Origin of the sequence: Rudanella lutea DSM 19387 (assembly GCF_000383955.1) — a bacterium.
Lineage (GTDB): Bacteria > Bacteroidota > Bacteroidia > Cytophagales > Spirosomataceae > Rudanella > Rudanella lutea.
In genome coordinates this window covers 1,356,721-1,380,018 of the sequence record NZ_KB913013.1, presented here as the reverse complement: position 1 = coordinate 1,380,018, position 23,298 = coordinate 1,356,721, and the positions used below count along the sequence as shown (strand labels likewise).

Here is a 23,298-nt window from a genome sequence, read left to right as displayed (position 1 = left end):
AGTGGGAGATCTCCACCAAATCCGGTTTTTTCTCCACTAAGTAAAAACACGGTTGCTATAAGGCGTTTGCCATTGTAAGTTTACCCTAAGGTTGGTGACCTTATATGGATAAACGTTTACTATTCTTGTTCTTTTTGGGATCTGGCGGGGTGTTGGGGCAGTCGTCGCCACAGCAGAAGATTCTGGCTGCTCAGGCCGAATATCGTACAGCTGTAGCGCGTTGCGATACGCCTGCTATGGCCGAGGCTGCCTATTTGCTGGGTAAGCGGTACCGATCGGTGGGTGAGGGGGCCGCAAGCTGGCGTTGGATGCTCCTTTCGCTCCGGCTCCGCGAAAGCCGGGGGCCATCACAAGAACTCAACAAAGTGTATATTCAGTTGGGTAGCTCCAGCGAGACCATCAAAGACTACGCGCAGGCGTATGTCTACGGTCACAAAGCATTGGCTAACAGCCGGAAGCTGAATCATCCGCATAGCCTGATGAGCTCGTACACGTTTCTGAGCGGGTTGCACTGGATCGCTAACCGGGCTTTTCGGTTTACGACCGAACGTCCGTTTGCCTATTCGGCTGATAGTGCTCTGTTTTACATTCAACGGGCCGAGGCCGTGGCTCGTCAGATCAAAAGTCCACTCGAAATAGCGTATGTCTTACGGAGTAAAGGGGGCATTTTGGCTGAAAAAGCGCCCCGGCAGGCCATTGATTGCTTCAACGGAGCCCTTAAGGTACACGAAGCCCGGAACGATTTGGCGCAAATGATAAGCCTGAACCTGGAGCTGGTGCAGGCCTACATCTACCTGAATGATCTGGACAGAGCGCGTACCCATCTATTGGCGGTCGAACAAATGAGCCGCGTCAGGCCCGTCGACTATATGGAGGGTCAAGTTTTGTTGCACCAAACGCTGGCGCGCTACTACCGGGCTACCCAAAACTGGAAAGAAGCCCATCGGGAGGCTATGGTGGTCGACTCACTGGAGAAAATAACTGAGAGCCTCGAACACCGGGCGGCCATTGCCCAGCTCAGTATCGTGTACGACACCGAAAAACAAGCTGCGTTGCTCAAAGCCCGCGACGCCGAACTTGCCCTGCAGCACAACACCCTTCAGACCCAGCGTTACATTAACCGGGGTATGTTTGGCCTGCTGCTGCTGTCGGTTGGTGTTGGTTTTGCCTTTTACCGGCTCAATCGGCAAAACCGGCAGATAAGCCTCCAGAATGCCCACCTGGTGCGCGAGCAGAGCCACCGGATGAAAAATCACCTGCATACGGTATCGGCCTTGTTGAGCCTGCAGTCGAACCGCCTAACCGATGATAGCGCCCGCCGGGCCGTTGAAGAAAGTCAGCTGCGGGTGCACACCATTGCGTTGCTCAACCAGCAGCTGCATCAGGGCGAAGAGCTTGTAACGCTGGGTCTTCCCCAGTTTATTCCAAAGCTGGTTCGGACTATTCTCGATAGTTACGGTTTTGGGCAGATTGAGCCCCTATACCAGTTGCAAAATGTGCCCATTCACATTGATCAGGCTATACCGCTGGCTCTTATTATCAACGAACTGGTAACCAACGCCTGTAAATACGCGTTTAACGCTCATCCAGATCCACAGTTAACCGTTCGGTGCTGGGAGGTAAATGGCAAATTGCATTTGCAGGTTCGGGACAATGGCCCCGGCTGGTTGACAAGCCCCGAAAACAAGACCGGGTTCGGCCAACGCCTGATCGATTTGCAGGTTCGGCAGTTACGCGGAGAACATACGTTTTCGGGGCCGCCCGGCGTTACGTTCGATCTGGTTATTGGAATTAAGTAGTGAGCGAATAACCACACCTATGAGAGAACCCTTACAACTCTTGCTGGTTGAAGATGATTTGTTGATTGCCGATGCTATTGAAAACGAACTGAACCGGGCCGGTTTTCAGGTAGGTGCAGTAGCCCACACCGCCGAGGAGGCTATGGTGTTTCTCGAAAACAACCGGTTCGACCTCGCTTTGATCGACATTAACCTCGACCCGCTCTCAGCGGGCGATGGCGTGGCCGTGGCACAGGCACTACTCCTGACGCAACCCATTCCGTTTATTTACCTGACCGGCGTTACCATCAGCACGGACCCGGCTACCTTTGAACGGGCCAAAATGACCCGGCCAGCGGCTTTTCTGAACAAACCCTTTCGGACCGACGAGCTGATTGGCCAAATCGAACTGGCGGTGTCGAACTATAACCCAGGCGAGTTACCACCGCCCCCCGAACCCGAGGAGCCCGTTTACCTGCCCATTCGGAACGGATTCAGTCGGGTCGGTCAAATGGAGATCTTTTACCTGGAGGCTGCCCGTAATTTTACTACCGTGTACCTGACCCGCGAAGCCGCCGAACGAATTATGACGCCCAATGGTGGGCAGGCTGTGGTCGTGACCGGAAACCTGAGTTATGTGAACCGGTATTTGTCGCCCCGGTTGTTCTATCGGCTCGATAAATCGCTTGTAATCAATCTAAAACACATAGATCGGGTAGAGAAAGAGCAGATTTGGGTAGGCGGCCGCACGGTTGCCATTAAAGAAGGGGCCCGTAAGGAGCTTCTGAAGCGGTTGCCTGTTATCCGAACCCGGTAGCGAACTGGGTTCAGAAAGGGCCCTGTTGGCGGACATTTTTCTGACAAACGGTACGTACCCAACCGCGCAGAGTGGTTATCTTTGCCGATTCACAGACGACTTTTTTAACCGATTCACGTGGCATTAATTAAATCTATCTCCGGGATTCGCGGAACGATTGGGGGGCGCAGCGGAGAAGGTCTGACACCGTTGGACGTTGTAAAATTTACGGCTGCTTTCGGCCAGTGGCTTCGCCAGCGGGCAACGACACTGGGCAACAACACGACCCCAACCGTCGTGATTGGCCGCGATGCCCGATTGTCGGGCGAAATGGTGTCGCGAATTGTGTCGGCTACCTTGCAGGGGTTGGGCATCAACGTCGTTGACCTGGGGCTGTCGACTACCCCAACCGTTGAGCTGGCGGTGCCGGCCGAAAACGCAGCGGGCGGGATCATCCTGACGGCCAGCCACAACCCCATTCAGTGGAATGCCCTCAAGCTCCTGAACGAGAAAGGGGAGTTCATCTCGGGCGATGATGGCGCTGAGGTGCTGGCTATTGCCGAGGCCGAAGCCATCGACTTTGCCGAAGTGCGCAAACTGGGCAGTTATCGCACCGACGATACCTACCTGCAAAAGCACATTGACCAGATTCTGGCCTTGCCGCTCGTTGATCGGGTGGCTATTGCGGCCCGCAACTTCCGCATCGCCGTCGATGCCGTCAACTCAACCGGTGGTATCGCCGTGCCTATGTTGTTGCAGGCGTTGGGTGTCGAAACCATCACAAAACTGCATTGTGAGCCTACGGGCAACTTTGCGCACAACCCGGAGCCGCTGCCCGAAAACCTGACCGATATTATCAACCTGACCCGGAAAGATACTATCGACCTTGGGATCGTGGTTGACCCTGATGTGGACCGACTGGCCCTCATTTGCGAAGATGGGTCGCCGTTTGGTGAAGAATACACCCTGGTAGCTGTAGCCGATTATGTGCTTAAAAATCGCCCGGCCGACGGGCGGTCCGGTAACACCGTTTCGAACCTGTCGAGTACGGTAGCTCTGCGCGACGTAACCCGTAAAGCCGGTGGAGAGCACTTTGCCTCGGCCGTAGGCGAGGTGAACGTGGTGGAAATGATGAAGGCCAACGATGCCGTAATCGGGGGCGAGGGCAACGGTGGGGTCATCTATCCCGACCTGCACTACGGCCGCGATGCACTTGTAGGCATTGCCTTGTTTCTGAGCCATCTGGCTAAGTTTGGGAAATCGGCTTCGATTCTGCGCCGGACGTACCCAAGCTACTACATCTCGAAAAACAAAATTGAACTGACGCCCACTATCGACGTCGATTCGGTGTTGGAGCGCATTAAGGCGAAATACGCACGCAACCCGATCAATACGATTGATGGCGTTAAAATTGAGTTTGACCGGGAGTGGGTACACCTGCGTAAGTCGAACACCGAGCCAATTATTCGGATCTACTCCGAGTCGGACACGCTCTCGACGGCCGAACACCTCGCCAGCAAAATCATCTCCGACATTAAGGAAGTGATCTCTGAAAAGCGATAGGAAAAGAGACGACAATAAAAAAGGCCCCTGTCTGAAAAGTCAGGGGCCTTTTTTATCGATTGCGGACCGATTGCCAGAGGTAATACCCAATTACCGCAAACAACCCGCCCATGAACAGCCCGGTTGGCAGAAACGAGGGGGTTTGGGTGTCGCCCAATGCCAGTTGGCAAATATCGAACTGCATACCGGCCATGAGTAAGGCTAATACAAAACTAACAGCAGCCATCATTTGATAGGCGATGTGGTATTGCCGGTCGCGGTTTTCGGGAGTAACCTTCACTGGCATGTTAAATGATTCGGCCGGGGCTACTTCCCGAATCAACAACAAAAAGGCAATGGTGCCTGTAATAAGGCCCGGCCCCAGGAAAATGGTCCGTTTACTTCCCCAGCCATTGGGCGTTCCGACCAGGTCGAAATGAATGGCAATACGGTCAGGTAGGTTGGGGTACACATACACCGTAGCGGCCCAGGTGAGCACCACCACCAGCCCGGTCAGGCCGTACAATACCTGTTCGAATCTTGAGACGGACTCTGTTTTCATGCTATCGGGTGTATTTACGTAATCCGTACATATAGCCGACGATAGCCAGCTGAGAGCCAAGGACAAACAGAATCATCACCCCGATTTGGCCGTTCTGGGTAGTGGTTTGCTGCGCCAGATACCCGCACAAGACGGCATAAACACCCAGCCCTATGAGGAAAATACCGGCAAAGCGGGCTAGTCCGTCATGGTCTTTCACATCGAGATTATTCACGTTAGAAAGCCACGACGTGAGTTTAAAGCGCCAGATGGCGAGGCCCAGCAAGGCAAGAATGCTGCCAATCAGGGAATACATCAGTAACAGCATAGGCTACTCAGCTAAATACCGTGGAGAGCCAGCCAACCAGCAGGGCGAATCCGAGAATAATCAGAAAGCCAATCAGAAATGTTTGGGCAACACTGCCTTTGGGGCGGGAAGATGGCATAAGTTACAGCGGTATGTTTCCGTGTTTTTTGCGGGGTAAGGTGGCTACTTTGTTTTCGAGCATTTTAAAGGCCCGGATGAGTTTATGGCGGGTTTCGCGCGGGTAAATTACCTCGTCGATATAGCCGCGGTGTGCAGCCCGGTAGGGGTTAGCAAACTTTTCGGTGTACTCCTGTACCTTCTCCTGGAGCTTGGCCTGCGGGTCGTCGGCTTCGGCAATTTCACGTTTGAAGATAATCTCGGCGGCCCCACTGGCCCCCATCACGGCGATTTCGGCCGAGGGCCAGGCGTAGTTGAGATCGGCCCCGATGTGCTTGGAGTTCATCACGTCGTAAGCCCCGCCGTAGGCTTTGCGCGTAATTACCGTCACGCGGGGCACCGTTGCCTCGCAAAACGCGTAGAGCAGCTTGGCACCGTTGGTGATAATGGCGTTCCACTCCTGATCGGTGCCGGGCAAAAAGCCGGGAACGTCTTCGAGCACCAGCAGCGGAATATTAAACGAATCGCAGAACCGCACAAACCGGGCGGCTTTGGTGCTGGCGTTGATGTCGAGCACACCCGCCAGTACGGCCGGTTGGTTACCTACTACGCCGATACTCCGGCCTGCCATCCGGGCAAAGCCCACCACAATATTCTCGGCGAAGTTTTTGTGTACTTCCAGAAAACTACCGGGGTCCACCAGTTCGTCGATCACCTCACGCATGTCGTACGGCTGATTGGGGTTGTCGGGAATAATCGTGTCCAGCGTCGGGCGCATCTCGCCATCGGCCGACCCACTTGCTTCGTAAGGCAGCATGGGGGGCTCATCTTCGCAGTTTTGCGGCATGTAGCTCAGCAGCTGCTTAATGTGCTCAATACAGGCCACTTCGTTGGCGCAGGCAAAATGCGTAACGCCCGATTTGGTGCTGTGGGTGCTGGCCCCGCCCAGTTCTTCCGACGTTACCTCTTCGTGGGTTACCGTTTTTACCACGTTGGGGCCCGTCACAAACATATAGCTGGTGTTTTCGACCATCAGGATAAAATCGGTGATGGCGGGCGAATACACGGCTCCACCCGCGCAGGGGCCCATAATGGCCGATATTTGCGGGATCACCCCCGACGCCAGTGTGTTGCGGTAGAAAATATCAGCGTACCCGGCCAGCGACAAAACCCCCTCCTGAATGCGGGCCCCGCCGGAGTCGTTGAGGCCGATAACAGGGGCTCCGTTTTTCATGGCGAGGTCCATGATTTTGCAAATCTTTTCGGCATGGGTTTCCGACAGTGCCCCGCCAAACACCGTAAAATCCTGCGCAAACACGTACACCAGCCGCCCATCGACCGTACCGTAGCCGGTCACTACCCCGTCGCCGAGGTAGTATTCTTTATCGAGCCCGAAATCTTTGGTCCGGTGCATCACAAACTTACCCGTTTCTTCAAACGACCCTTCGTCGAGGAGTAGGGCGATGCGTTCGCGGGCAGTGAGCTTCCCTTTTTTATGCTGGGCGTCAATGCGTTTTTGGCCGCCACCCAGGAGGGCTTCGGCGTTTTTTCGGTCGAGCGTTTCGGTTGCAGTGGGTTTGCTTATGGTGTCCATGCAGAGCGTGTTTCGAAGTTTGTGCAAGCGTAATTCGGTCGGGGTGCGAGTTGGTTTGCTCACCGACTATCGTCGAAGCAAAGTTAAATTTTCTGAGTCGATTACAACCCTTTGGCCCGCTTTTGTATCTTCATTACAACCTTTTTTATCGATAGCTATGCCCTTACTACCGTACAAAACGATGCGTTGGCTCCTGCTGGGGATTCCCCTGCTCGATGCCTGCACCAATAGCCAGGTGTCTCCGCCGGGGCAAACTACCGACAACCGCCCCATTTACCGCCCTATTTACGGCTCGTATGAGTCGGTGCGTAACGTTCGGACCATGGCTGTGCAGCCTATCCGGCAGGCAGGCAAAATTTACCTAAAAGACGGCTTCCTGTTTGTGAACGAGGTCGGGGCGGGGGTTCATATTGTAGACAACCGGAACCCCCAGAAACCGGTGCCTATTTCGTTTGTGAGTATTCCGGGGGCCCGCGAACTGGCTGTTAAAGACAGTATTCTGTACGCCGACAATACCGTTGATCTGGTGGCCCTCAACATTGCCAACCCGTTGAATGTGCGCCTGGTAAAACGCATCGAAAATGCGTATCCGGTCACGGCCTATCCGCCCATGCGCAATGTACGGTTTGAGTGCCCGGATCCGGGTAAAGGGCTGGTGGTGGGCTGGCAGCGTAGCGAAAATGAATCGGCCAAATGCTGGCGATAACCAAACACCCTGAGCCATGAGAACACTTTTTATCTGCGTACTATCACTTATTCTTTGCGGGGCGGGCTGCTCGGGCGATCTGGGCCTGAGCAAAAGCGAAAGCGCGGCCTCGCCCGGAGCCGGAATTGGCGGGTCGACGGCCCGGTTTACCATTCTTGACAATACCCTCTACATAGTCAACAGCACGACGTTGCGGGCCTACGACGTCAGTAACAGCATGAATCCCATACCCGGTCGGCAGACCAAGTTGGGGTTCGGAATCGAGACAATTTTTCCATATTCTGGAAATCTGTTCATGGGTACTCAGACCGGAATGCTTATTTATGACGCTTCCCGGCCGGGTGATCCGCGGTATCTGTCGACGTACACGCACGTACTGAGTTGCGACCCTGTGGTGGTGCAGGGCACTCTGGCCTACGTGACGTTACGTAGTGGTGCCGACTGCCGAAACAACGCGGTGGCGGCCAATTTGCTGGAGGTGATCGACGTGAGCAACCTGCAGGCTCCGCGCATAATCCGGTCGATTCCGATGATTAACCCGCGCGGCCTCGGTGTAGATGGCGATGTGCTGTTTGTGTGCGAGGGCGACTGGGGCCTGAAACTGTTTGACCTCACGAACCCAACGGCACCCAAGCTGATGCAACATCTGGAGGGTGTACGCTCGTATGATGTAATACCGAACCGCGATGTGCTTATCGTAACGGGTAAGGACGGCATTTATCAGTACAGTTATGCCGATCGTAAGCAGTTGAAGCTGCTCAGCAAACTGGCTATCGAACCGCTGGCATGAGAGCATTCATTTTTTGGTGGTTTGGGAGTCTGTTGCTCCTGACCCGCCCCGTATGGGCTCAGTTTCCGGTTACTGATAGTTTCGACCGGCCCACGGAGCCGATCGACACCGTGCGGGTTGAGGGCGTACGGAAAGCACCCGGTTGGGTGGTTAAATTTAACCCACTGGCCATGATCGACATTGATAGCCGTTACCAGATCGACGTGGAGCGAATCGTGAGCAGCCGGTATAGCATTCAGGGCGGGTTGGGGTACGGCAATGAACGAAACCGGCTGTTGACCCAACCCAATAATCGATTCCCGGGTCGGGAGGTTTGGCGGGTGCAGCTGGAGGGGCGCCTGTACACCGACCGCGACCTGGCCGTAAACCGCTGGCGCCGGGTGCGCACGGTTACGCAGGTGCCATTGGGTAATTATCTGGCCATCAATACATTCTACAAACAGGTAAACGCGCCTTTCGAGGGTACCTTAGCGCGAGGGTGCGAAGATGGTGGCTGTCAGTTTTTTGAACGCTACACCGCCCGGGCAGTTCGCTACGTGATGGGGGCGCACCTGAAGATGGGTCATCAGGGATCCATTCGACTGTCGCCCACCAACGACCGGCTTCTGCTGGATGTGTATGCCGGTATTGGTATTCGTTGGCGGTGGTTCAGGCAGTATGGCGTCCCTGATTACGAAGATGCCCGTCCGGAGTTTATCAATACTGACCAGGACTTAACGTCGGATTGGAGTTTACAGAAAGGTCGGTTTCCGAGTTTAATGCTTGGTTTTCAATTAGGTTATACGTTGTGAGTTTGGCTGTGCTATGAAAACGTTTATTTGCCTCTTACTGCTGCTGCCGGCTTTGGCCTGGGGGCAGGACACCCTCCCGGCACGGATTGGACCGGGACCGGTACTAAAATTGGCCCCGCTGAGTCTGCTTAGTCCTGACCCTACGGTGCAGGCGGCAGTCGAGCTCCCGTTGACGTCGCGGTTGAGTGTACAGCCCGGAATCGGGGTAGGGGGAACACAGGTTGGGCCGGGCGTTCGGGCCGGTTCGCCGTCGGAGTCGGTGCAGGCGCGTACCGAAATTCGGTATTACATCAGCCCGGCGCTGGGCGGCAAACTCAAATCGGGTCGTTCACCCGGTGGGTTTTACGTGGCGGGCGAGGGTGCGTTAAACCGGCAAAAGCTCAAAATACCCCGTGAGGGGGCTTTATCGGCTACCGAAATGGCGCAGGTAAACCGGCATATCTACGGCCTGAATGCCAAGGTCGGTTATCAGCAGGCCCCAATCGCTAAGCTTCCGCGGTTTATTGTCGATGTGTACGTGGGCGTGGGGTATCGGATTGTGAGCGTTCGTCAGGTAGGCAGTACCGATAGCAGCACACTGCGTAAACCGGGTGTTACGGCCGGGGTATCTATCGGCTGGATGATCAACTCAGGAAAAAAGGTACCCCGGAAATAGCGGTAATAAAAACAGATCATAAAACTACTTAAGGAGTAATACTACAGATGCAAACTGGTCGTTCATAAAAATGAACAAGTATTCAATTGTTTTATGAAAACAAACCATTTTGCTTACGTAGCATCACTATTGTGCCTGGCAACGGCCTGCCAGCCTCAGCAGGAACAGATTCTTACACAAACACCCCAGCCGGTAGCTTCTTCGATCTGGAAAGAGAGTAACGACGCGCCCGGTGTGCAAACCCCTCAGGCTGGCGGAAGCGGCCGGGTTGCAGCCGCCACAACGGTACAACAACAAGAAATTCTGACGTATTTGAATCAGGCCCGTGCGAAGTCATGCCTTTGTGGATCAACTACATATCCGGCTACTACGCCCCTGCAACTCAACGCAAAACTCAACGCAGCTTCGGACAAACATGCGGTCGATATGGCTACATACAACTATTTCAGTCATACGGGTCGGGATGGGTCGCGGCCCTGGGATCGGATGACTCGTGAGGGATATGTTTGGCGTACGGCGGGTGAAAACATCGCAGCCGGTTACACTACAACCCGGGCGGTAGTTGATGGGTGGCTTCGCTCCCCAGGCCATTGTGCCAACATCATGAACCCGAACTTCAAAGAGGTGGGAGTAGGGTATGGTTACAGCACTACCAGCACGTACAAACACTATTGGGTGACCGACTTCGGAACGCAGCTGTAAGCGAATCACCGGTCGATACCATACGATTTTGTTTGTCTCTCCGGCATCTCCCCCGACCGCTATTTCGTTCGGTAAAGAGCGCTAAAGAGACGTGAAAAACAAAAGGCAGAGCAGTCATCCGGTTTAAGAAGATGACAGCTCTGCCTGTTACTTAGGAGAAGGTTTTTCGTTTACTGGTACTGTACGTAAACCACTTTGGGCGTGAGCGACAGTACTTCCTGCGGAGTCATAAGGTGAGGAACCTTGTGCTTCGACCGCATATCGACCTTCTTCAGATCGTTTTTGTAGAACAGCTTAAAGCCAGTGTACTGAACGGGTTCTTTCACGATGTAGTCGCGGTACGTATCCATCTTGAGCGATGGTGGCCCCCAACCGTCCATGTGCATCACAATCTGCACATTGGGGTTCAGCTTGATGTTTTTGTAGTTCGTAACCATTCGCTGCGTAAACCGGTGCACCACCAGAATTTTGGGGGGCAGGTTATTCGCTTTCACAATGTCGCTCAGGAAGTTGACGGCCTGATTGATGTCGGCGGCATCGTACGTGCCAATCTTGGTGCCGGGCCGGGCGCCGGTTTTCATCGAAAACTCAGGGTCAATACCCAGGTGTACGTATGGCAGCTTGAGGTAGGGCTTCAGAAACTCCATTTCGGGGCCGAGGGGAGCTAAACCCACCTGAATATCCAGAAAACAGATGGCGTTGTGTTCGGCGGCCCACCGGATCACCTTCCGAATGGTTTTGTCGCTCATCCGCATCCGGTAGTAGCCGTCTTTGCCCGGTGCGCCCTGTGCTGAAATAGCGACGAGGTGCAGAGCCTGCTGTACCGGCAATGAGTCAGCCTTGGCCCACTCCTGGCTCTGGCGGTCGAGCCGCTGCAGCATGTCATCTTTAGGGTACTCGCCCAATGCCCCCATTTTTTTCGAGTGCGGATTGCCGTAGTAGGCCACAATCCGCTTGTTAGGCAGAATAGCTCCGGTAATTTTCGGGCCAATCAGCTTGAGCGAATCAAGGGGCGACAGGGGTTCGGCGGTACTCACCCCGGCCGAGTCGGGGGCGGGGGCTGCCGCCGAAACAGAGGATGTGGTGGCCGAAACCGGCGTTTGTGCCGAATCGGGTGGGCTGGCCGATCCTTCGGTCGGCTTGGAACTGGATTGGCATCCGGCCAGGAAAAGGGTAGCAAGCAGGGATGCAGAGAGCGTACTTTTGAACATAATGCCGAAAAATACGACCTCGGGTAATTATTTCTAAGGACTTGGTGGATTAAATTGACTTTATTTAAAAATCGACTACACCCAGCCCCTCCCGAACGACTTCTACGTCGGTGCCTTCGGCCCGGATAATCGTCGACGGGACATTACCGCCGTATCCGCCATCAATCACAATATCGACCTGATGCTGAAACCGTTCGAAAATAATCTCAGGGTCGGTGGGGTACTCTATAATTTCGTCGTCGTCCTTGATTGACGTTGTAATAATCGGGTTACCCAGCTCATACACGATCCGGCGTGGAATTTCGTGGTCAGGCACGCGAATACCCACCGTTTTCTTGTTCGTATTCAGAAGCTTGGGTACACGGTTGGTCGCGTCCAGAATAAACGTGTACGGGCCCGGCAACAACCGTTTCATGAGCTTAAACGCCCCGTTGTCGACGCGGGCGTAATCGGCAATGTGGCTCAGGTCGTAACAGATAAACGAAAAGTCGTTTTTCTGGGGTTTGATGCCTTTGATCCGGGCGATCCGCTCTACGGCCCGGGCATTATGAATGTCGCAACCCATCCCATAAATCGTATCGGTTGGGTAAATGATCACCGCGCCATCGCGCAGGGCCGATACCACATGCCGGATTTTCCGTTCTTCGGGCGTTTGGGGGTGAATATGAATGTATTCGGCTGGCATAGCGGCAAGTTTACGGTTTTTCGATTACAGTTTTGTCTGGTATGGCGCTGATGTTGGCCCTCAGGTTTAACTATCCACGGCCCAAAATGTATGGTAATGACCCCGACGAATGCCCAAAAGATGATTCTGTAGCATTGACGTACACAACGTAGCGTTAGTACAGAGGGCGGCTAAACGAACCGTAGCCGAAGTCGGATGTACTGCTGGTACAACCCGTTGACGGGCAGGTGCAGGCGGCTCAGAAACAGAATGCCGGACGTAAGCAGGCCGGGGCTTTCAATATGGTTGAGCAACTCCCCAAACCGCAGGGCCAGCTCAAACTGCTCGGCATAAAACGCCTTGCGCAGAAACTGCCGCACCCGGTTGGCCAGAGCGTGGTACTCGTCGGGGGTTTGGCAGCGGTCGAAGGCCTTGTAGCATACGTCGAGGGTCGAAGCCAGCAACCGGTTGTGCGGCTCAATCACCTGCATGGATTGTGAATTAGGAAGACGCCGTTTGTAGGTCAGAATCTCGTCGATGTATCCGTACGCGTAGTGCCGGGCCGAGCGTACCCAAAAGTCAAAGTCTTCGTAATCCAGCGATTCGTCGTAACCGCCCAGCTCATCGAGCACGGCACGGCGCATCATCATGGTAGGGGTACAGATAAAGTAGCGTTCCAGAATCTTGCTAAACACGTATCCCGACGGCACTTCCGACACGGCCCGGCCCCGCTCGTCGGTCGGAAAGTGGATAGACAGGGGTTGCCCTGCTTCGTCGATGTACACAGCATTGCTGAACACGACAGCGTATTCGGGCGGGAGCTGCTCGAATCGCTCTACCTGTCGGGCAATCCGGTCGGGGAAAAGAATATCATCCGCTGCCAGGTCGATTAGGTATTTGCCGTTGGCATGCCGCAGTCCCTGATTGAAAGCCCGGCACAGGCCAATGTTTTCGGAATTCTGGATAAACCGTACGGCGGGGTGCCGTTTCACAAACTCGGTAATCCGGCGGGCGCTCCCGTCGCTGCTGGCATTGTCGATCACAATCAGTTCAACATTCGGGTAACGCTGATCAACCACCGACTGTAGGGCCTCCTGTACATACGCTTCGTGGTTGTAACACGTACACACAACGGTCACCCACGGCTTTATCTGGTTTAGATAAGGCCCCATTGGCAGGGTGGTTGTTTGGTCGGTTACGGAGGTCATGCGCACGGCAGGTAGCCACAGCTACAAGTGTCGGGAATACAGATTAACGTTCAGGTTTATTTGAGTGACACAATATTACACCAACCTGTATTCGTCTGGTCAGACGTTTTAGGGAACGGAATTGTTTTAACGTTTACGGTATCAATTGAAAGTTTGGCACGGTTTTTAATTGATCCTAACCGGTTGCTTCCGCAGTTTAGTACACAGCCTCAAAGGGAGCAATCATTAATCACATTTTATGGGTTAGGGTTTGCAAACACCACACTACTTGTTTAGAGTGGTGTTTGTTGTTTTTGTGTCGGCCACTTTCTCTTCGGGTTTGGGTTTTTTCTCACCTTCCAAACCATACAGCGACACGTTCATTTCGAACCCCAGTACTACCAGCAATGCGATCAGGTTGATCCAGACCATTAAGGCAATTAGTGTACCTATTGAACCGTAAATTTTATTATAAGAACCAAAATTGGACAGGTAGAACGAAAAAAGGAGGGTAGTCAGCACAATTAGGATCGAAGCCGTGAGCGAGCCGGGCGTGATAAATGTCCACTTCATGTCAACGTCGGGCCCGAACTTGTAGATCACCGAAACCACGCCTACAAACACCGCAAACACCAGCAGATACCGGACGAAACTGAGGAGATAGGCGATAACCGGATTGCTAAAAAAGCCGAATTGAAGCAGGTATTCCGTAATGATACCCCCTACAAGTAGCACGATTATTGCTACAACAATTGCCACACCTAATGAAAAGGTAAGGGCCAGCGCGGTTAATCGGATTTTCAAAAAACTTCGCCGGTCCGGCGTTTCCTGCGAGGTATGAAATGCATTCATCAGGGCCACCATACCATTGGTAGCGGCATATACTGTTGCCAGAAAACCGAACGATAGTACCCCACTCCGCTGACGGCCAATAATATCCCGAATGGTAGTATCAACGGCTTCAAACGTACCGGCTGGTATGACCCGGCTCAGCAGGTTCATAATTTGTGGTTGCAAGTCCGGTATCGGGATGTACGGAATAAGGGTAAATAAAAAGATAATAGCGGGAAAAATGGCCAGAAACAGATTGAACGCAACGGCTGCGGCCCGTTCGCTGAGGTCGTTACCCGCTATTTTGTCGATTATCTTGTTGATGAAATCGTACCAGGTGATGACCTTCGAATCAAAGGGCCGGTGAGTGCGCAGCCAGTCGCGAGCGCCCGAAAGCGCTGACAAGCCCATGAGTTTGTCAAACATATCATCAGTGAGGTTGCTCAACGTTCAAACGGTCTCACTAAAAAAAGGTTTCAGGGCCTGAAGCAACGGTTCGGGGGCCGCGCAGAGCCGCCCGGTATCGCGCCGTTGAAACACGAGCGTTGTCTCGCCCGTGTTGAGCAGCAGACCGGCTTCGTTCCGAATGGCGTATTGAAACACAATGCGGGCCTTGGGCAGGCTCGGAATCGTCACGGTCACCGAGAGCAGGTCGTCGTACCGGGCGGGCTGAAGATACCGCGAGTGATTTTCGTACACGGGCATCATCACACCGGATTCCTCCATCTCTTTGTAATGAAACCCTAGGCTCCGCAATGCCTCTACCCGCCCGATCTCGTAAAACCGGGCGTAGTTGCCGTAATACACGTAACCCATCTGATCCGTATCGGCGTACCGAACCCGGATGTCTGAAACAAGAAAAGTAAACATGGGAAAGAAAGGGAGGAAGGAGGAAAGGGAAAAAGGAAGAAAGGGAGAAAGGAGGAAAGTATTACCCAAATCGGGCTTCTCCCTTTTCCTTTCTCCCTTTCCTCCCTTCTCCTTCTATTTCATAATCTTCCGCTCGGTCAGAGCCTTCTGGTAGAGCCGGGCGTTGGCGAGGTGTTCGCTCAGCGTTTTCGAGAACGTGTGGTAGCCATTGAAACGGGCGTCGACCACGAAGAACAGGTAATCGTGCTTTTCGGCATTCAGCACGGCGTCGATGGCATTGATCGACGGCAGGTTGATGGGGCCGGGGGGCAAGCCGGTGTACCGGTAGGTATTGTACGGCGAGTCGACGGTCAGTTGCTTGTTCAGGAGCCGCCGGATCGTGAAGTCGCGCAGGGCAAAAATCACCGTTGGGTCGGCTTCGAGCTTAATGCCCCGCTCCAGCCGGTTTAGGTACACACCCGCTACCCGAGGCTGTTCGTCGACCTTGTTCGTTTCGCCCTGTACAATAGATGCCAGCGTCTGCACCTGCGTTTGCGTCATGTTGAGCGCTTTCGCTTTTGCCTGCCGGGCGGGTGTCCAGAACGACTTGTATTCTTTGGCCATACGGTCGAGCAGGGCTTTGGGCTTAATGGTCCAGAACATCTCGTAGCTGTTCGGGATAAACATGCAGACGATCGTGGTGGTATCGAACCCGTATTCTTTACACAGGGCGGGGTCGTCGAGGTATTTGCCGAGTGAGTCGGGGCCAAACGCAAACTTGGCACCCAGGCGTCGCGACAGGTCCTGCTTCAGCCGGATATTGTTAAACGTCACCGTGAGTGGGTCCTGACTACCACTCCGCAATTTCTTGATGGCTTCGTAATTGCCCATGTCCGGCTGAATTTCGTACCGGCCCACCTTCACATTCTGGTCGTATTTCATCAGCCGCGACAAAAACCGGAACGACTTTTCGTCGTTGAGAATTTTGTTGGCCTTCAGGGAGTCCAGCACGGTTTGGAAGGTAGCCCCCCGCGGTACCAGCAAGGCTACCGGCTTTTCGCTTTCCAGGTTGAGGTTGGGCGTCCGAAACACCTGCCAGAAGTAAAACGAAAAGGTTACTGAGATGACGGAGACGGCGATGAAAAGGCCAATCTTGACGTTTTGAGACATGGTCGTAAAGCGTTGGCCAGGTAAGAAGCCAAACAGGCCGCAAAAATAGGCAGAACCGACCGTAAACCGAAGGATGTACGAAACCGCTACGCGATTGCCGGCCACTTTTTGCAAACAAAAAAGCCCCGCAGCGATTTATTTGGGTAGGGCCACCAACGTTCAGCGTGGTCGCTAAACTCGACGTAAATAGATACGATTATGCAGGAAGACGAAACATTAGACGGAGTTCGCTTAGACATTGAAGCCGTTGGATTCACGCTCGACGAAGACCTGGAAGCTTCGGTGATGGATGCCCTGGGTAAGCTCCGGCGCTATTACAAAGGCGATGTGATTACGGCCGAGGTGTATCTTAAACTGGAACCGAATCAGCGCAGCAATGATAAGCATGTAGGGATCAAATATGGGGTACCCGGCAATGATGTGTTTGCCGACGATAACGGCGACAACTGGTACACGCTCATCAACAACGTAGCGGCCAAGCTGCAAAAGCAACTGGAAAAGCGATTTGGGAATCATACCAATGCGAACCGGGGCAATATTGACGAGATTGATCCGGCAAGCCTGGCTTAATCAGTTTGGTTGCCAGTTAGGCCCTGACTTTTGTTCTTCAGAAGTCAGGGTTTATTATTTACCTGTAAAAATTACTTACTTTTGAGTGTGTTTAGGTTTAGGCGTGTATATGTAATTGTACGTATTTCTTTTAATCGTTTATCTACGACTAATCTAATATTTTATTAATCAATTTATAATCAACTGTCTGCAACGGCACCGTAGTTTTGTACGTAATGCTTGCCTCTCTGAAAGTAATACTAACACCAGGACTCGTTTTACCAAACAACGTAATCTGTACTTCTCCTTACAAATTATGAGCGACAGTGTACCAACTGCGAAATCACAAGGCCCATTAGCCAGTATCTCTTCTTTCTTTAACCGTAAAATTCTGCGTACCGACCGCTCCCGGTGGAATTACCAGTACGAAAAAGGGCTTTGGGATGGGCTCGAAAACCTCGACGAGTTGGCGCGGTTTAGTGTGTTGGCGGGCTACGTTCAGTTTTTGAAGCCCAACAGCCCGGCTATTCTGGAGATTGGTTGTGGTGAAGGCATCATGGCGCAGCGAATCGGTCGGAAGCATTATGGCTCGTATCTGGGCACCGACGTAGCCGATACGGCCATTGAACGGGCCCGGCAGCGGTTTGGCGATGCCCAGACCCAGTTTGAAGCCGTGGATATGAACGATTTGCGGACGGAGCAGAAGTTCGATATCATCATCTTCAACGAAGCTATCTATTACCTTGAGCCGATGGTCGACAAGCTGGTGACGCAGTATGCGCCGATGCTGAAGCCCGATGGCTTGCTCATTATTTCAATGAACACCGGTCGGCATGCCAATAGCGAAGCCCGCTGGAAGGAAATCGAAGCTGGTTTTGCCACTGTCGACAGCACGTTTGTGAAAACCGACAAGAACGGCTGGGACGTAAAAGTACTGCGACCCCTTGCGGCCTAAAGCGACTTTTGCTGTAAAACCCCAAACAGCGGTTGTATCTTTGCACCCCGATACAACCGCTGTTTGATGTTTGCTGCTACTCAATCCCGTCCGTCGCTGTACACCTTACCATTCTGGTTGCTGAGTACGAGTAACTTTCTTTTCTCGGCCAGTTTCTCCATGATGATACCCGAATTGCCCGCTTATCTGGAGGGTATGGGTGGTCGGGAGTACGTCGGGCTCATTATTGCGTTGTTTACCCTTACGGCGGGCCTGTCGCGCCCGTTCAGCGGCAAACTCACCGACCGTATCGGCCGTGTGCCTGTTATGGCATTTGGGTCGGTGGTGTGTTTTGTGTGCGGTTTTATGTATCCCCTGGCTCTCTCGGTCTGGGGTTTTTTGTTGTTACGGCTCATTCACGGGTTTTCAACGGGCACCAAACCCACCGCTACGGCCGCCTACGTAGCCGATGTTGTGCCCGCCGACCGCCGGGGCGAAGCGATGGGTGCCCTGGGTTTGTTTACGGCCACGGGGATGTCGTTGGGGCCGGCCATTGGCAGTTGGCTGGCCGAGTCGTTTTCGCTCAACGTTATGTTTTACACCTCCTCAGCATTTGCGCTGCTGTCGATCCTGATTCTGCTCCGAATGCCCGAAACGCTGACCGATCGGGAGCCGTTTCGGTGGGGGTTGCTGAAGCTGAAAGCCGACGAGTTATTTGACCGAAACGCCCGCTGGCCGTTCTGGATTCTGTTGCTGCTCTCGTTTTCGTCGGGGGCTGTCCTGACGGTTATTCCGGCCCTGAGCATGAAGCTGGGCGTGGCCAATAAGGGGCTGTTTTTTACCGTTTACACGATTGCGTCGCTGGTAGTACGGGTGCTCTTTGCCCGAACCTCCGACCGCTACGGCCGGGTGCCTGTACTGCTGGTATCGTCGGGGGCATTGGCGGTGGCAATGGGTATGCTGGTACTGGCTGGCCTGGCCGATGCGGCTGCACCCGTCTGGTTTTGGGCGGGTTGTGTGGTGTACGGCCTCTCGTGGGGCATGAACTCGCCCACCGTGCAGGCCTGGACAGCCGACCTGAGCGATGAGCATACGCGCGGCCGGGCTATGGCTACCATGTACATTGCCCTCGAAGCGGGGATTGGTTTGGGGGCCGTAGCGGCTGGCTGGCTCTACAACCACATGGCGGGTGGCACGCAGGCTTCGTTTGCCGCTTCGGCCTTGCTGGCGCTGGTGTCGGCCTTGTTGCTTATCTGGAAACTGAAGCGGTAAGAAAAAAACACATTGACTTCTATCGAACCCGGTATTCTGCCGCTTGTTGAGGCCCTCAACGCCACCGGACTGGTGCAAACGTTTTCGAGTTGCGAAGGGCATTTCGATGCCGACGGCAAGGGCGTGCCCGGTCGGGCCTTTGTCGACCGGGGCCATGCCTACGTGCGGTTTATTCCTGCGCCCGATATGCCCACCGAACACATCGAGCGGCTGTTGGGTAACTGGCTGCTTACCTACAAAAAAAAGCACGGACTCATGCCCGTGCGTGTGGTTGGCTACAAACTGTTTACGCCCGTCGATGATGAAATCGACGTGACGTTTGTGCTCGAACTGCACCCCTTCAACCGCTTCGACCCGGCCCCGACCCGACGGGCTGATATTGACCGGGCTGCGCGCCAATTGGCAAACTATGTCGGAGATAATGTGTAATGGATAATGCAAAATGGATAATGAGTAATGCGAGTTCTCACATTTTACATTGTCCATTCTGCATTATCCATTCTGTCCTATAAAATGTATTGACTCAAATCGCGGTTCTGTACCAAGCCGTTTAGTTTTTCGGCGACGAGTTCTTTCGTGACCAGTACGTGCGCGTTGGGTCCGATTACGTCGGGGATGTCGAACATGAAATCGTTGAGCAGCTGACTCAGTACCGTCTGGAGTCGGCGGGCACCGATGTTTTCAACCTCCGAATTGACCTGAAACGCAATCCGGGCCAGTTCGCGCAGGGCTTCGTCATCAAAGGAGAGGTCGACGCCCTCGGCGGCCATCATGGCCACGTATTGCTTGGTGAGCGCGTTTTTGGGTTCTTTCAGAATCTGGTAAAAATCGTCTTCCGACAGGCTTTGCAGCTCCACCCGAATCGGGAAACGGCCTTGTAGCTCCGGGATAAGGTCGCTTGGTTTGGAGACGTGAAACGCTCCGGCCGCAATAAACAGGATGTGGTCGGTGTGGATGGTGCCGTATTTGGTGTTTACGGTGCTGCCTTCCACAATCGGGAGCAGGTCGCGCTGCACCCCCTCGCGGCTCACATCGGGTCCACCCGCCCCGCCCGAACGGTTGGTGGCAATTTTGTCGATCTCGTCGATAAAGATGATACCGGCATTCTCCGCTTTCTGAATGGCCTCTTCTTTTACCTCGTCCATGTCGATGAGTTTGGCGGCTTCTTCTTCGAGCAGAATTTTGCGGGCTTCGGCAATGGTCACCCGGCGTTTTTTGCCTTTTTTGGGCATCATGCCGCCGAGCATTTCCTGCAGATTCATCATCGACAGGTCGTCGATAGCCCCGCCCATCACGCCGATATTGGGCATTTGGCTCTGTTGCACGTCGATTTCGATGTGTCGGCTGTCCATCTCGCCCGACTGCACCTTGGCCCGGAACCGTTCGCGGGTACGTTCGTTCAGTTCGGCATCGGTATCGCGGATACCGTCGCCGTTGTTGTCGCCCGTATCGCCAAAGCCCAGCGGTCGCACCATTGACGACGACGGCCGCACCGGCGGAATGAGAATGTCCAGAATCAGATCGTCGACAATCTGGCTTGCCCGGACTTTCACGGCTTCTTTTTTGGCGGCTTTCACCATGTTGATGGCCTGCTCAACCAGGTCGCGTACCATGCTTTCGACATCGCGGCCTACGTAGCCCACCTCTGTAAACTTCGAGGCTTCGACTTTGGTAAAGGGCGCATCGGCCAGTTTGGCCAGTCGGCGGGCAATCTCGGTTTTACCGACGCCGGTGGCCCCGATCATCAGAATATTGTTGGGGGTAATTTCGCGCTGCATATCGACCGGGGCATTCATCCGGCGCCAGCGGTTGCGCAGGGCAATAGCTACGTTGCGTTTGGCATCGTGCTGCCCAATAATGTATCCGTCCAGTTCGGCAACAATCTGCCGGGGCGTAAGGTCTTTCAGTAATGGGGTCATTCGGTTAACAGGCCTTGTGGTGGCTCTTGGTTAAAGAAACGTATTCGGGGCAAAATTGTGCCAGAATGGGCCGGATTAATTCGGCTGGTGGGGGCCAGGAGCCATTAACGAACTTATTGGCCGCAAGAAAAATACTGTGTGTACGTTTGCGGCAAAGGTTCGTTATGTATCCGATGGAAAAGCAACCCAAGACCTTTTGGGATCAGTTAAGTAACCTGCTCGTGCCCAAGCGGCAGTCGGGCGCGCCCGAACCAATCAAAAGCGACCGGATTCTGCACGAGCTGATCCGTTGCTTTGAGGCCTCGCTCAACCGCGAAAGCATTGGGAACAGCCTGCTTTTTGATGCCCACTACATTGTCATTCTCCACCCGTCGAGCTATACCGAACGGCTGGCGGCTCTGCCCGTGATTGTCAATGAGGCCGTCAATGCGTTTTATGCCGCCATAGACCGGCGCAAGGGCGGTGACGACCGAATTGTCACCGTGGCCTCGCACTGGCAGTTTAAGTTTGGGCCGGGCACCGAGTTTGAAGGCCGCGCCATTGGCCCCGCCGATATTGAGGTGATTGGCTCGTTGACCGGGCATTCGCTTGAAATTGACCCCGGCCCCCGGCCGTCGGCAAACAGTAATCTGAAGGCTACGCGCAAGGTGAAAAACACGAACGTCTACGAAAAAATGGACGTGAACCTGCCCGCTTTTGGGCACATCGACTTCCGCGAGTCGGGGGCGTTTGCCGTGCGTATCGACCCGGCCCGGTTGGCCCCCCCGGTGCCTGCCCCGGCTGTTACCGACGGGGTTGCATCAGCGAATGCCCCGGCCCCGCAGTCGGTGGCACCCGCCACCGCGCCCGGCCCTGTAGTGCCACCAGTAGCTCCGGTCCGGCCCGAACACCTGGCCCGGATTGATTGCTACATGGCCGATCAGAACACCGAAGAAACCCACTGGATGAAAGACCGCGAAGTGGTTATTGCCCGGCATGAGCCCGACAATGGCGCGTTTGCCAATTACATCCGGCTTCGGTCGCCCTACGTGTCGAACCCCCACGCCCGGATTCGGTACGATGCCTCCGCCGGGGTGTTTCAGCTGGCTTCGTTCAGCGCACACGAAACCCGCTTGAACGAGCAGATTGTGGCCCGCAGCGAACCGACCAACCCGGTTTGGGTGGAGTTGCCGAGCCCGTCGCAGATTTTGCTCAATGGAGTTGTCACGCTCACGTTTACCCGCACCGACTGACGTATGATTGATGTGATTATTGCGCTCGTGTTAACCGTGTTTGTGGGCGTGCTGCTGGTGCGGCACTTCCGAAATCTGCCCCAATAACACCCTGCCGCATGACGACGCTTTTAGAGATAGCTGGTCAGACCGACGTAGGTCAGAACCGGCACGACAATCAGGATACGTATCTGGCCGGGCCGCTCTGGACCGACCACAGTGTGCTGTTGGCGGTGATCGATGGTGTGGGCGGATACGCGGGCGGAGCCGAGGCTGCAGCCCTGGCGCGGGAGTCGATTGGGCAGTACATGGCTACGCCTACGGGCGACACACTCACCATGCTCCGCGAGGCCGTGGTGTTTGCCAATAACCAGATTGTGCAGCAACGGCAGCAAAACCCGGCCCTGGCCCGGATGTGTTGTGTGCTGACGGTTGTGGTGGCCGATGCGCAGCTCGGGCGCCTGTACTACGTGCACGTGGGCGACACCCGGCTGTACCGATTCCGGCAGGGCCAACTCGAAAAAATTACCCACGACCACTCACTCGTGGGTGTACGCGAAGATGCCAATCAGCTCACCGAACGGGAGGCCATGCGGCATCCGCGCCGGAACGAAATTCTGCGCGATGTGGGCTCCATGCCTCATCGGGTCGATGACCCCGATTTTCTGGAATCGGGTGAAAGCGATTTTGAGCCGGGCGACGTGCTGTTGCTGTGCAGCGACGGCCTGACGGATATGCTGACGCGGGCTCAACTGATGGATGTACTTGGCCAACCCATGCCGGTAGCCGAACAGATAGAGGCCCTCATTGGCGCGGCCAACGAAGCCGGCGGACACGACAATATCACGGTGGTGCTCGGTCGTTATTCAGCACCGGAGGGAGCAGAAATAGCCCCGGCCCTTCCGATAGATGACTCCCGGTCAGCTACGGCCTCGATACGGGTGGGAACCCAGGGGCTGATGCAATCGGAGGCCACTCTGGCCGCTGAGGCTTTACCCGAACAGCCGCCCAAACGCCGGTGGGGTGCACTCGTGCTGGTTGTGTTGGGGGTATTGGCTGGGGTACTCTGGTGGCAACTTAGCCCCTCCGAACCTACACCGCGCCCCCAACCTGTACGAGCCGACTCGGCCCGAACCCCGAAACCATTCACAACGATTGACTCAACTCGAACGCCTTGACGAC

At 54.5% G+C, this 23,298-nt stretch carries 24 protein-coding genes; 14 read left to right on the top strand and 10 right to left on the bottom strand.

Going from position 1 to position 23,298, the window contains the following annotated elements; genetic code table 11:
* The first annotated feature begins 104 nt into the window (after positions 1–104).
* The 3 genes from RUDLU_RS0105905 (at position 105) to glmM (ending at position 4,137) form a co-directional block, all read left to right on the top strand.
* Positions 105–1,799, top strand: a complete 1,695-nt coding sequence (locus RUDLU_RS0105905; RefSeq protein WP_083940524.1) for a sensor histidine kinase — start codon at positions 105–107, stop codon at positions 1,797–1,799.
* 19 nt (positions 1,800–1,818) lie between these two features.
* Positions 1,819–2,595: a response regulator transcription factor gene (locus RUDLU_RS0105900; protein ID WP_083940523.1), complete on the top strand. Its 777-nt coding sequence runs from the start codon at positions 1,819–1,821 to the stop codon at positions 2,593–2,595.
* Positions 2,596–2,712: 117 nt separating this feature from the next.
* Positions 2,713–4,137 (top strand): phosphoglucosamine mutase, encoded by a 1,425-nt coding sequence (gene glmM / locus RUDLU_RS0105895; protein WP_027302801.1) that lies wholly within the window; start codon positions 2,713–2,715, stop codon positions 4,135–4,137.
* Positions 4,138–4,189: 52 nt separating this feature from the next.
* Here glmM and RUDLU_RS0105890 read toward each other — a convergent pair whose 3' ends face one another.
* The 3 genes from RUDLU_RS0105890 to RUDLU_RS0105875 form a co-directional block, all read right to left on the bottom strand.
* Positions 4,190–4,678 carry a DUF1648 domain-containing protein gene (locus RUDLU_RS0105890; protein WP_083940522.1) on the bottom strand — a complete coding sequence of 163 codons (489 nt, stop codon included), beginning with the start codon at positions 4,676–4,678 and terminating at the stop codon, positions 4,190–4,192.
* Position 4,679: 1 nt separating this feature from the next.
* The gene (locus tag RUDLU_RS0105885; RefSeq protein ID WP_019987427.1) at positions 4,680–4,985 is read right to left on the bottom strand and encodes a DUF3784 domain-containing protein; all 306 of its coding nucleotides are present in this window, start codon (positions 4,983–4,985) and stop codon (positions 4,680–4,682) included.
* 121 nt (positions 4,986–5,106) lie between these two features.
* The gene (locus RUDLU_RS0105875; protein ID WP_019987425.1) at positions 5,107–6,675 is read right to left on the bottom strand and encodes an acyl-CoA carboxylase subunit beta; all 1,569 of its coding nucleotides are present in this window, start codon (positions 6,673–6,675) and stop codon (positions 5,107–5,109) included.
* 157 nt (positions 6,676–6,832) lie between these two features.
* On the opposite strand from RUDLU_RS0105875, the gene RUDLU_RS0105870 reads away from it, so the two are divergent.
* From RUDLU_RS0105870 to RUDLU_RS0105850, 5 genes are all read left to right on the top strand, one after another.
* Positions 6,833–7,381, top strand: a complete 549-nt coding sequence (locus tag RUDLU_RS0105870; RefSeq protein WP_027302800.1) for an LVIVD repeat-containing protein — start codon at positions 6,833–6,835, stop codon at positions 7,379–7,381.
* Positions 7,382–7,397: 16 nt separating this feature from the next.
* Complete coding sequence (locus RUDLU_RS0105865) at positions 7,398–8,171, top strand: LVIVD repeat-containing protein (RefSeq protein WP_027302799.1); 774 nt, start codon at positions 7,398–7,400, stop codon at positions 8,169–8,171.
* A complete protein-coding gene (locus tag RUDLU_RS0105860) occupies positions 8,168–8,962 on the top strand; it encodes a hypothetical protein (RefSeq protein ID WP_019987424.1) in 795 nt (264 codons plus the stop codon). Before RUDLU_RS0105865 ends, RUDLU_RS0105860 begins: the two co-directional genes overlap by 4 nt.
* 13 nt (positions 8,963–8,975) lie before the next feature.
* Positions 8,976–9,617: a hypothetical protein gene (locus RUDLU_RS0105855; RefSeq protein WP_019987423.1), complete on the top strand. Its 642-nt coding sequence runs from the start codon at positions 8,976–8,978 to the stop codon at positions 9,615–9,617.
* A 93-nt stretch (positions 9,618–9,710) separates the two neighbouring features.
* On the top strand, positions 9,711–10,319 hold the full coding sequence (locus RUDLU_RS0105850) for a CAP domain-containing protein (RefSeq protein ID WP_019987422.1): 609 nt from the start codon (positions 9,711–9,713) through the stop codon (positions 10,317–10,319).
* Positions 10,320–10,489: 170 nt separating this feature from the next.
* On the opposite strand, the gene RUDLU_RS0105845 is transcribed toward RUDLU_RS0105850, so the two are convergent.
* The 6 genes from RUDLU_RS0105845 to mltG form a co-directional block, all read right to left on the bottom strand.
* Positions 10,490–11,530, bottom strand: coding sequence for a hypothetical protein (locus RUDLU_RS0105845; protein ID WP_019987421.1), 1,041 nt, complete (start codon positions 11,528–11,530; stop codon positions 10,490–10,492).
* A gap of 64 nt (positions 11,531–11,594) precedes the next feature.
* Positions 11,595–12,215 carry an L-threonylcarbamoyladenylate synthase gene (locus RUDLU_RS0105840; RefSeq protein ID WP_019987420.1) on the bottom strand — a complete coding sequence of 207 codons (621 nt, stop codon included), beginning with the start codon at positions 12,213–12,215 and terminating at the stop codon, positions 11,595–11,597.
* Between the two features lie 170 nt (positions 12,216–12,385).
* Entirely contained in the window at positions 12,386–13,366 is a 981-nt protein-coding gene (locus RUDLU_RS0105835) for a glycosyltransferase (RefSeq protein WP_019987419.1), read from the bottom strand.
* A gap of 300 nt (positions 13,367–13,666) precedes the next feature.
* A complete protein-coding gene (locus RUDLU_RS0105830) occupies positions 13,667–14,638 on the bottom strand; it encodes a YihY/virulence factor BrkB family protein (protein WP_019987418.1) in 972 nt (323 codons plus the stop codon).
* Positions 14,639–14,662: 24 nt separating this feature from the next.
* Complete coding sequence (locus RUDLU_RS0105825) at positions 14,663–15,082, bottom strand: acyl-CoA thioesterase (RefSeq protein ID WP_019987417.1); 420 nt, start codon at positions 15,080–15,082, stop codon at positions 14,663–14,665.
* A gap of 114 nt (positions 15,083–15,196) precedes the next feature.
* Positions 15,197–16,231, bottom strand: a complete 1,035-nt coding sequence (gene mltG / locus RUDLU_RS0105820) for an endolytic transglycosylase MltG (RefSeq protein ID WP_027302797.1) — start codon at positions 16,229–16,231, stop codon at positions 15,197–15,199.
* Positions 16,232–16,429: 198 nt separating this feature from the next.
* Here mltG and RUDLU_RS0105815 point away from each other — a divergent pair, with 198 nt between their 5' ends.
* The 4 genes from RUDLU_RS0105815 (at position 16,430) to RUDLU_RS0105800 (ending at position 19,415) form a co-directional block, all read left to right on the top strand.
* Entirely contained in the window at positions 16,430–16,801 is a 372-nt protein-coding gene (locus tag RUDLU_RS0105815) for an HPF/RaiA family ribosome-associated protein (RefSeq protein ID WP_019987415.1), read from the top strand.
* Positions 16,802–17,096: 295 nt separating this feature from the next.
* Positions 17,097–17,735, top strand: a complete 639-nt coding sequence (locus tag RUDLU_RS28645; RefSeq protein WP_019987414.1) for a class I SAM-dependent methyltransferase — start codon at positions 17,097–17,099, stop codon at positions 17,733–17,735.
* A gap of 66 nt (positions 17,736–17,801) precedes the next feature.
* Positions 17,802–18,986 (top strand): MFS transporter, encoded by a 1,185-nt coding sequence (locus RUDLU_RS0105805; RefSeq protein WP_019987413.1) that lies wholly within the window; start codon positions 17,802–17,804, stop codon positions 18,984–18,986.
* Positions 18,987–18,998: 12 nt separating this feature from the next.
* Positions 18,999–19,415 carry a hypothetical protein gene (locus tag RUDLU_RS0105800; protein ID WP_019987412.1) on the top strand — a complete coding sequence of 139 codons (417 nt, stop codon included), beginning with the start codon at positions 18,999–19,001 and terminating at the stop codon, positions 19,413–19,415.
* 77 nt (positions 19,416–19,492) lie between these two features.
* Here the strand turns inward: RUDLU_RS0105800 and hslU are convergent, their stop codons facing one another.
* Positions 19,493–20,905 carry an ATP-dependent protease ATPase subunit HslU gene (hslU, locus tag RUDLU_RS0105795; protein ID WP_019987411.1) on the bottom strand — a complete coding sequence of 471 codons (1,413 nt, stop codon included), beginning with the start codon at positions 20,903–20,905 and terminating at the stop codon, positions 19,493–19,495.
* A 173-nt stretch (positions 20,906–21,078) separates the two neighbouring features.
* Between hslU and RUDLU_RS0105790 the strand changes: the two genes are divergently transcribed.
* Together RUDLU_RS0105790 and RUDLU_RS0105780 are read left to right on the top strand one after the other, a co-directional pair.
* The gene (locus RUDLU_RS0105790) at positions 21,079–22,137 is read left to right on the top strand and encodes an FHA domain-containing protein (RefSeq protein ID WP_019987410.1); all 1,059 of its coding nucleotides are present in this window, start codon (positions 21,079–21,081) and stop codon (positions 22,135–22,137) included.
* Between the two features lie 98 nt (positions 22,138–22,235).
* Positions 22,236–23,294 (top strand): PP2C family protein-serine/threonine phosphatase, encoded by a 1,059-nt coding sequence (locus tag RUDLU_RS0105780; RefSeq protein WP_019987409.1) that lies wholly within the window; start codon positions 22,236–22,238, stop codon positions 23,292–23,294.
* Positions 23,295–23,298: the final 4 nt, after the last annotated feature.

Bases quoted from the DNA above. Each gene is read 5' to 3' on its own strand.
- RUDLU_RS0105805 (WP_019987413.1), top strand. From the start codon at position 17,802: ATGTTTGCTGCTACTCAATCCCGTCCGTCGCTGTACACCTTACCATTC.
- RUDLU_RS0105850 (WP_019987422.1), top strand. From the start codon at position 9,711: ATGAAAACAAACCATTTTGCTTACGTAGCATCACTATTGTGCCTGGCA.
- RUDLU_RS0105835 (WP_019987419.1), bottom strand. From the start codon at position 13,366: ATGGGGCCTTATCTAAACCAGATAAAGCCGTGGGTGACCGTTGTGTGT.
- RUDLU_RS0105870 (WP_027302800.1), top strand. From the start codon at position 6,833: ATGCCCTTACTACCGTACAAAACGATGCGTTGGCTCCTGCTGGGGATT.
- RUDLU_RS0105780 (WP_019987409.1), top strand. From the start codon at position 22,236: ATGACGACGCTTTTAGAGATAGCTGGTCAGACCGACGTAGGTCAGAAC.
- RUDLU_RS0105890 (WP_083940522.1), bottom strand. From the start codon at position 4,678: ATGAAAACAGAGTCCGTCTCAAGATTCGAACAGGTATTGTACGGCCTG.
- RUDLU_RS0105830 (WP_019987418.1), bottom strand. From the start codon at position 14,638: ATGTTTGACAAACTCATGGGCTTGTCAGCGCTTTCGGGCGCTCGCGAC.
- RUDLU_RS0105860 (WP_019987424.1), top strand. From the start codon at position 8,168: ATGAGAGCATTCATTTTTTGGTGGTTTGGGAGTCTGTTGCTCCTGACC.
- RUDLU_RS0105855 (WP_019987423.1), top strand. From the start codon at position 8,976: ATGAAAACGTTTATTTGCCTCTTACTGCTGCTGCCGGCTTTGGCCTGG.
- RUDLU_RS0105825 (WP_019987417.1), bottom strand. From the start codon at position 15,082: ATGTTTACTTTTCTTGTTTCAGACATCCGGGTTCGGTACGCCGATACG.
- RUDLU_RS0105905 (WP_083940524.1), top strand. From the start codon at position 105: ATGGATAAACGTTTACTATTCTTGTTCTTTTTGGGATCTGGCGGGGTG.
- RUDLU_RS28645 (WP_019987414.1), top strand. From the start codon at position 17,097: ATGAGCGACAGTGTACCAACTGCGAAATCACAAGGCCCATTAGCCAGT.
- RUDLU_RS0105900 (WP_083940523.1), top strand. From the start codon at position 1,819: ATGAGAGAACCCTTACAACTCTTGCTGGTTGAAGATGATTTGTTGATT.
- RUDLU_RS0105790 (WP_019987410.1), top strand. From the start codon at position 21,079: ATGGAAAAGCAACCCAAGACCTTTTGGGATCAGTTAAGTAACCTGCTC.
- RUDLU_RS0105865 (WP_027302799.1), top strand. From the start codon at position 7,398: ATGAGAACACTTTTTATCTGCGTACTATCACTTATTCTTTGCGGGGCG.
- mltG (WP_027302797.1), bottom strand. From the start codon at position 16,231: ATGTCTCAAAACGTCAAGATTGGCCTTTTCATCGCCGTCTCCGTCATC.
- RUDLU_RS0105885 (WP_019987427.1), bottom strand. From the start codon at position 4,985: ATGCTGTTACTGATGTATTCCCTGATTGGCAGCATTCTTGCCTTGCTG.
- hslU (WP_019987411.1), bottom strand. From the start codon at position 20,905: ATGACCCCATTACTGAAAGACCTTACGCCCCGGCAGATTGTTGCCGAA.
- RUDLU_RS0105875 (WP_019987425.1), bottom strand. From the start codon at position 6,675: ATGGACACCATAAGCAAACCCACTGCAACCGAAACGCTCGACCGAAAA.
- RUDLU_RS0105815 (WP_019987415.1), top strand. From the start codon at position 16,430: ATGCAGGAAGACGAAACATTAGACGGAGTTCGCTTAGACATTGAAGCC.
- RUDLU_RS0105845 (WP_019987421.1), bottom strand. From the start codon at position 11,530: ATGTTCAAAAGTACGCTCTCTGCATCCCTGCTTGCTACCCTTTTCCTG.
- RUDLU_RS0105840 (WP_019987420.1), bottom strand. From the start codon at position 12,215: ATGCCAGCCGAATACATTCATATTCACCCCCAAACGCCCGAAGAACGG.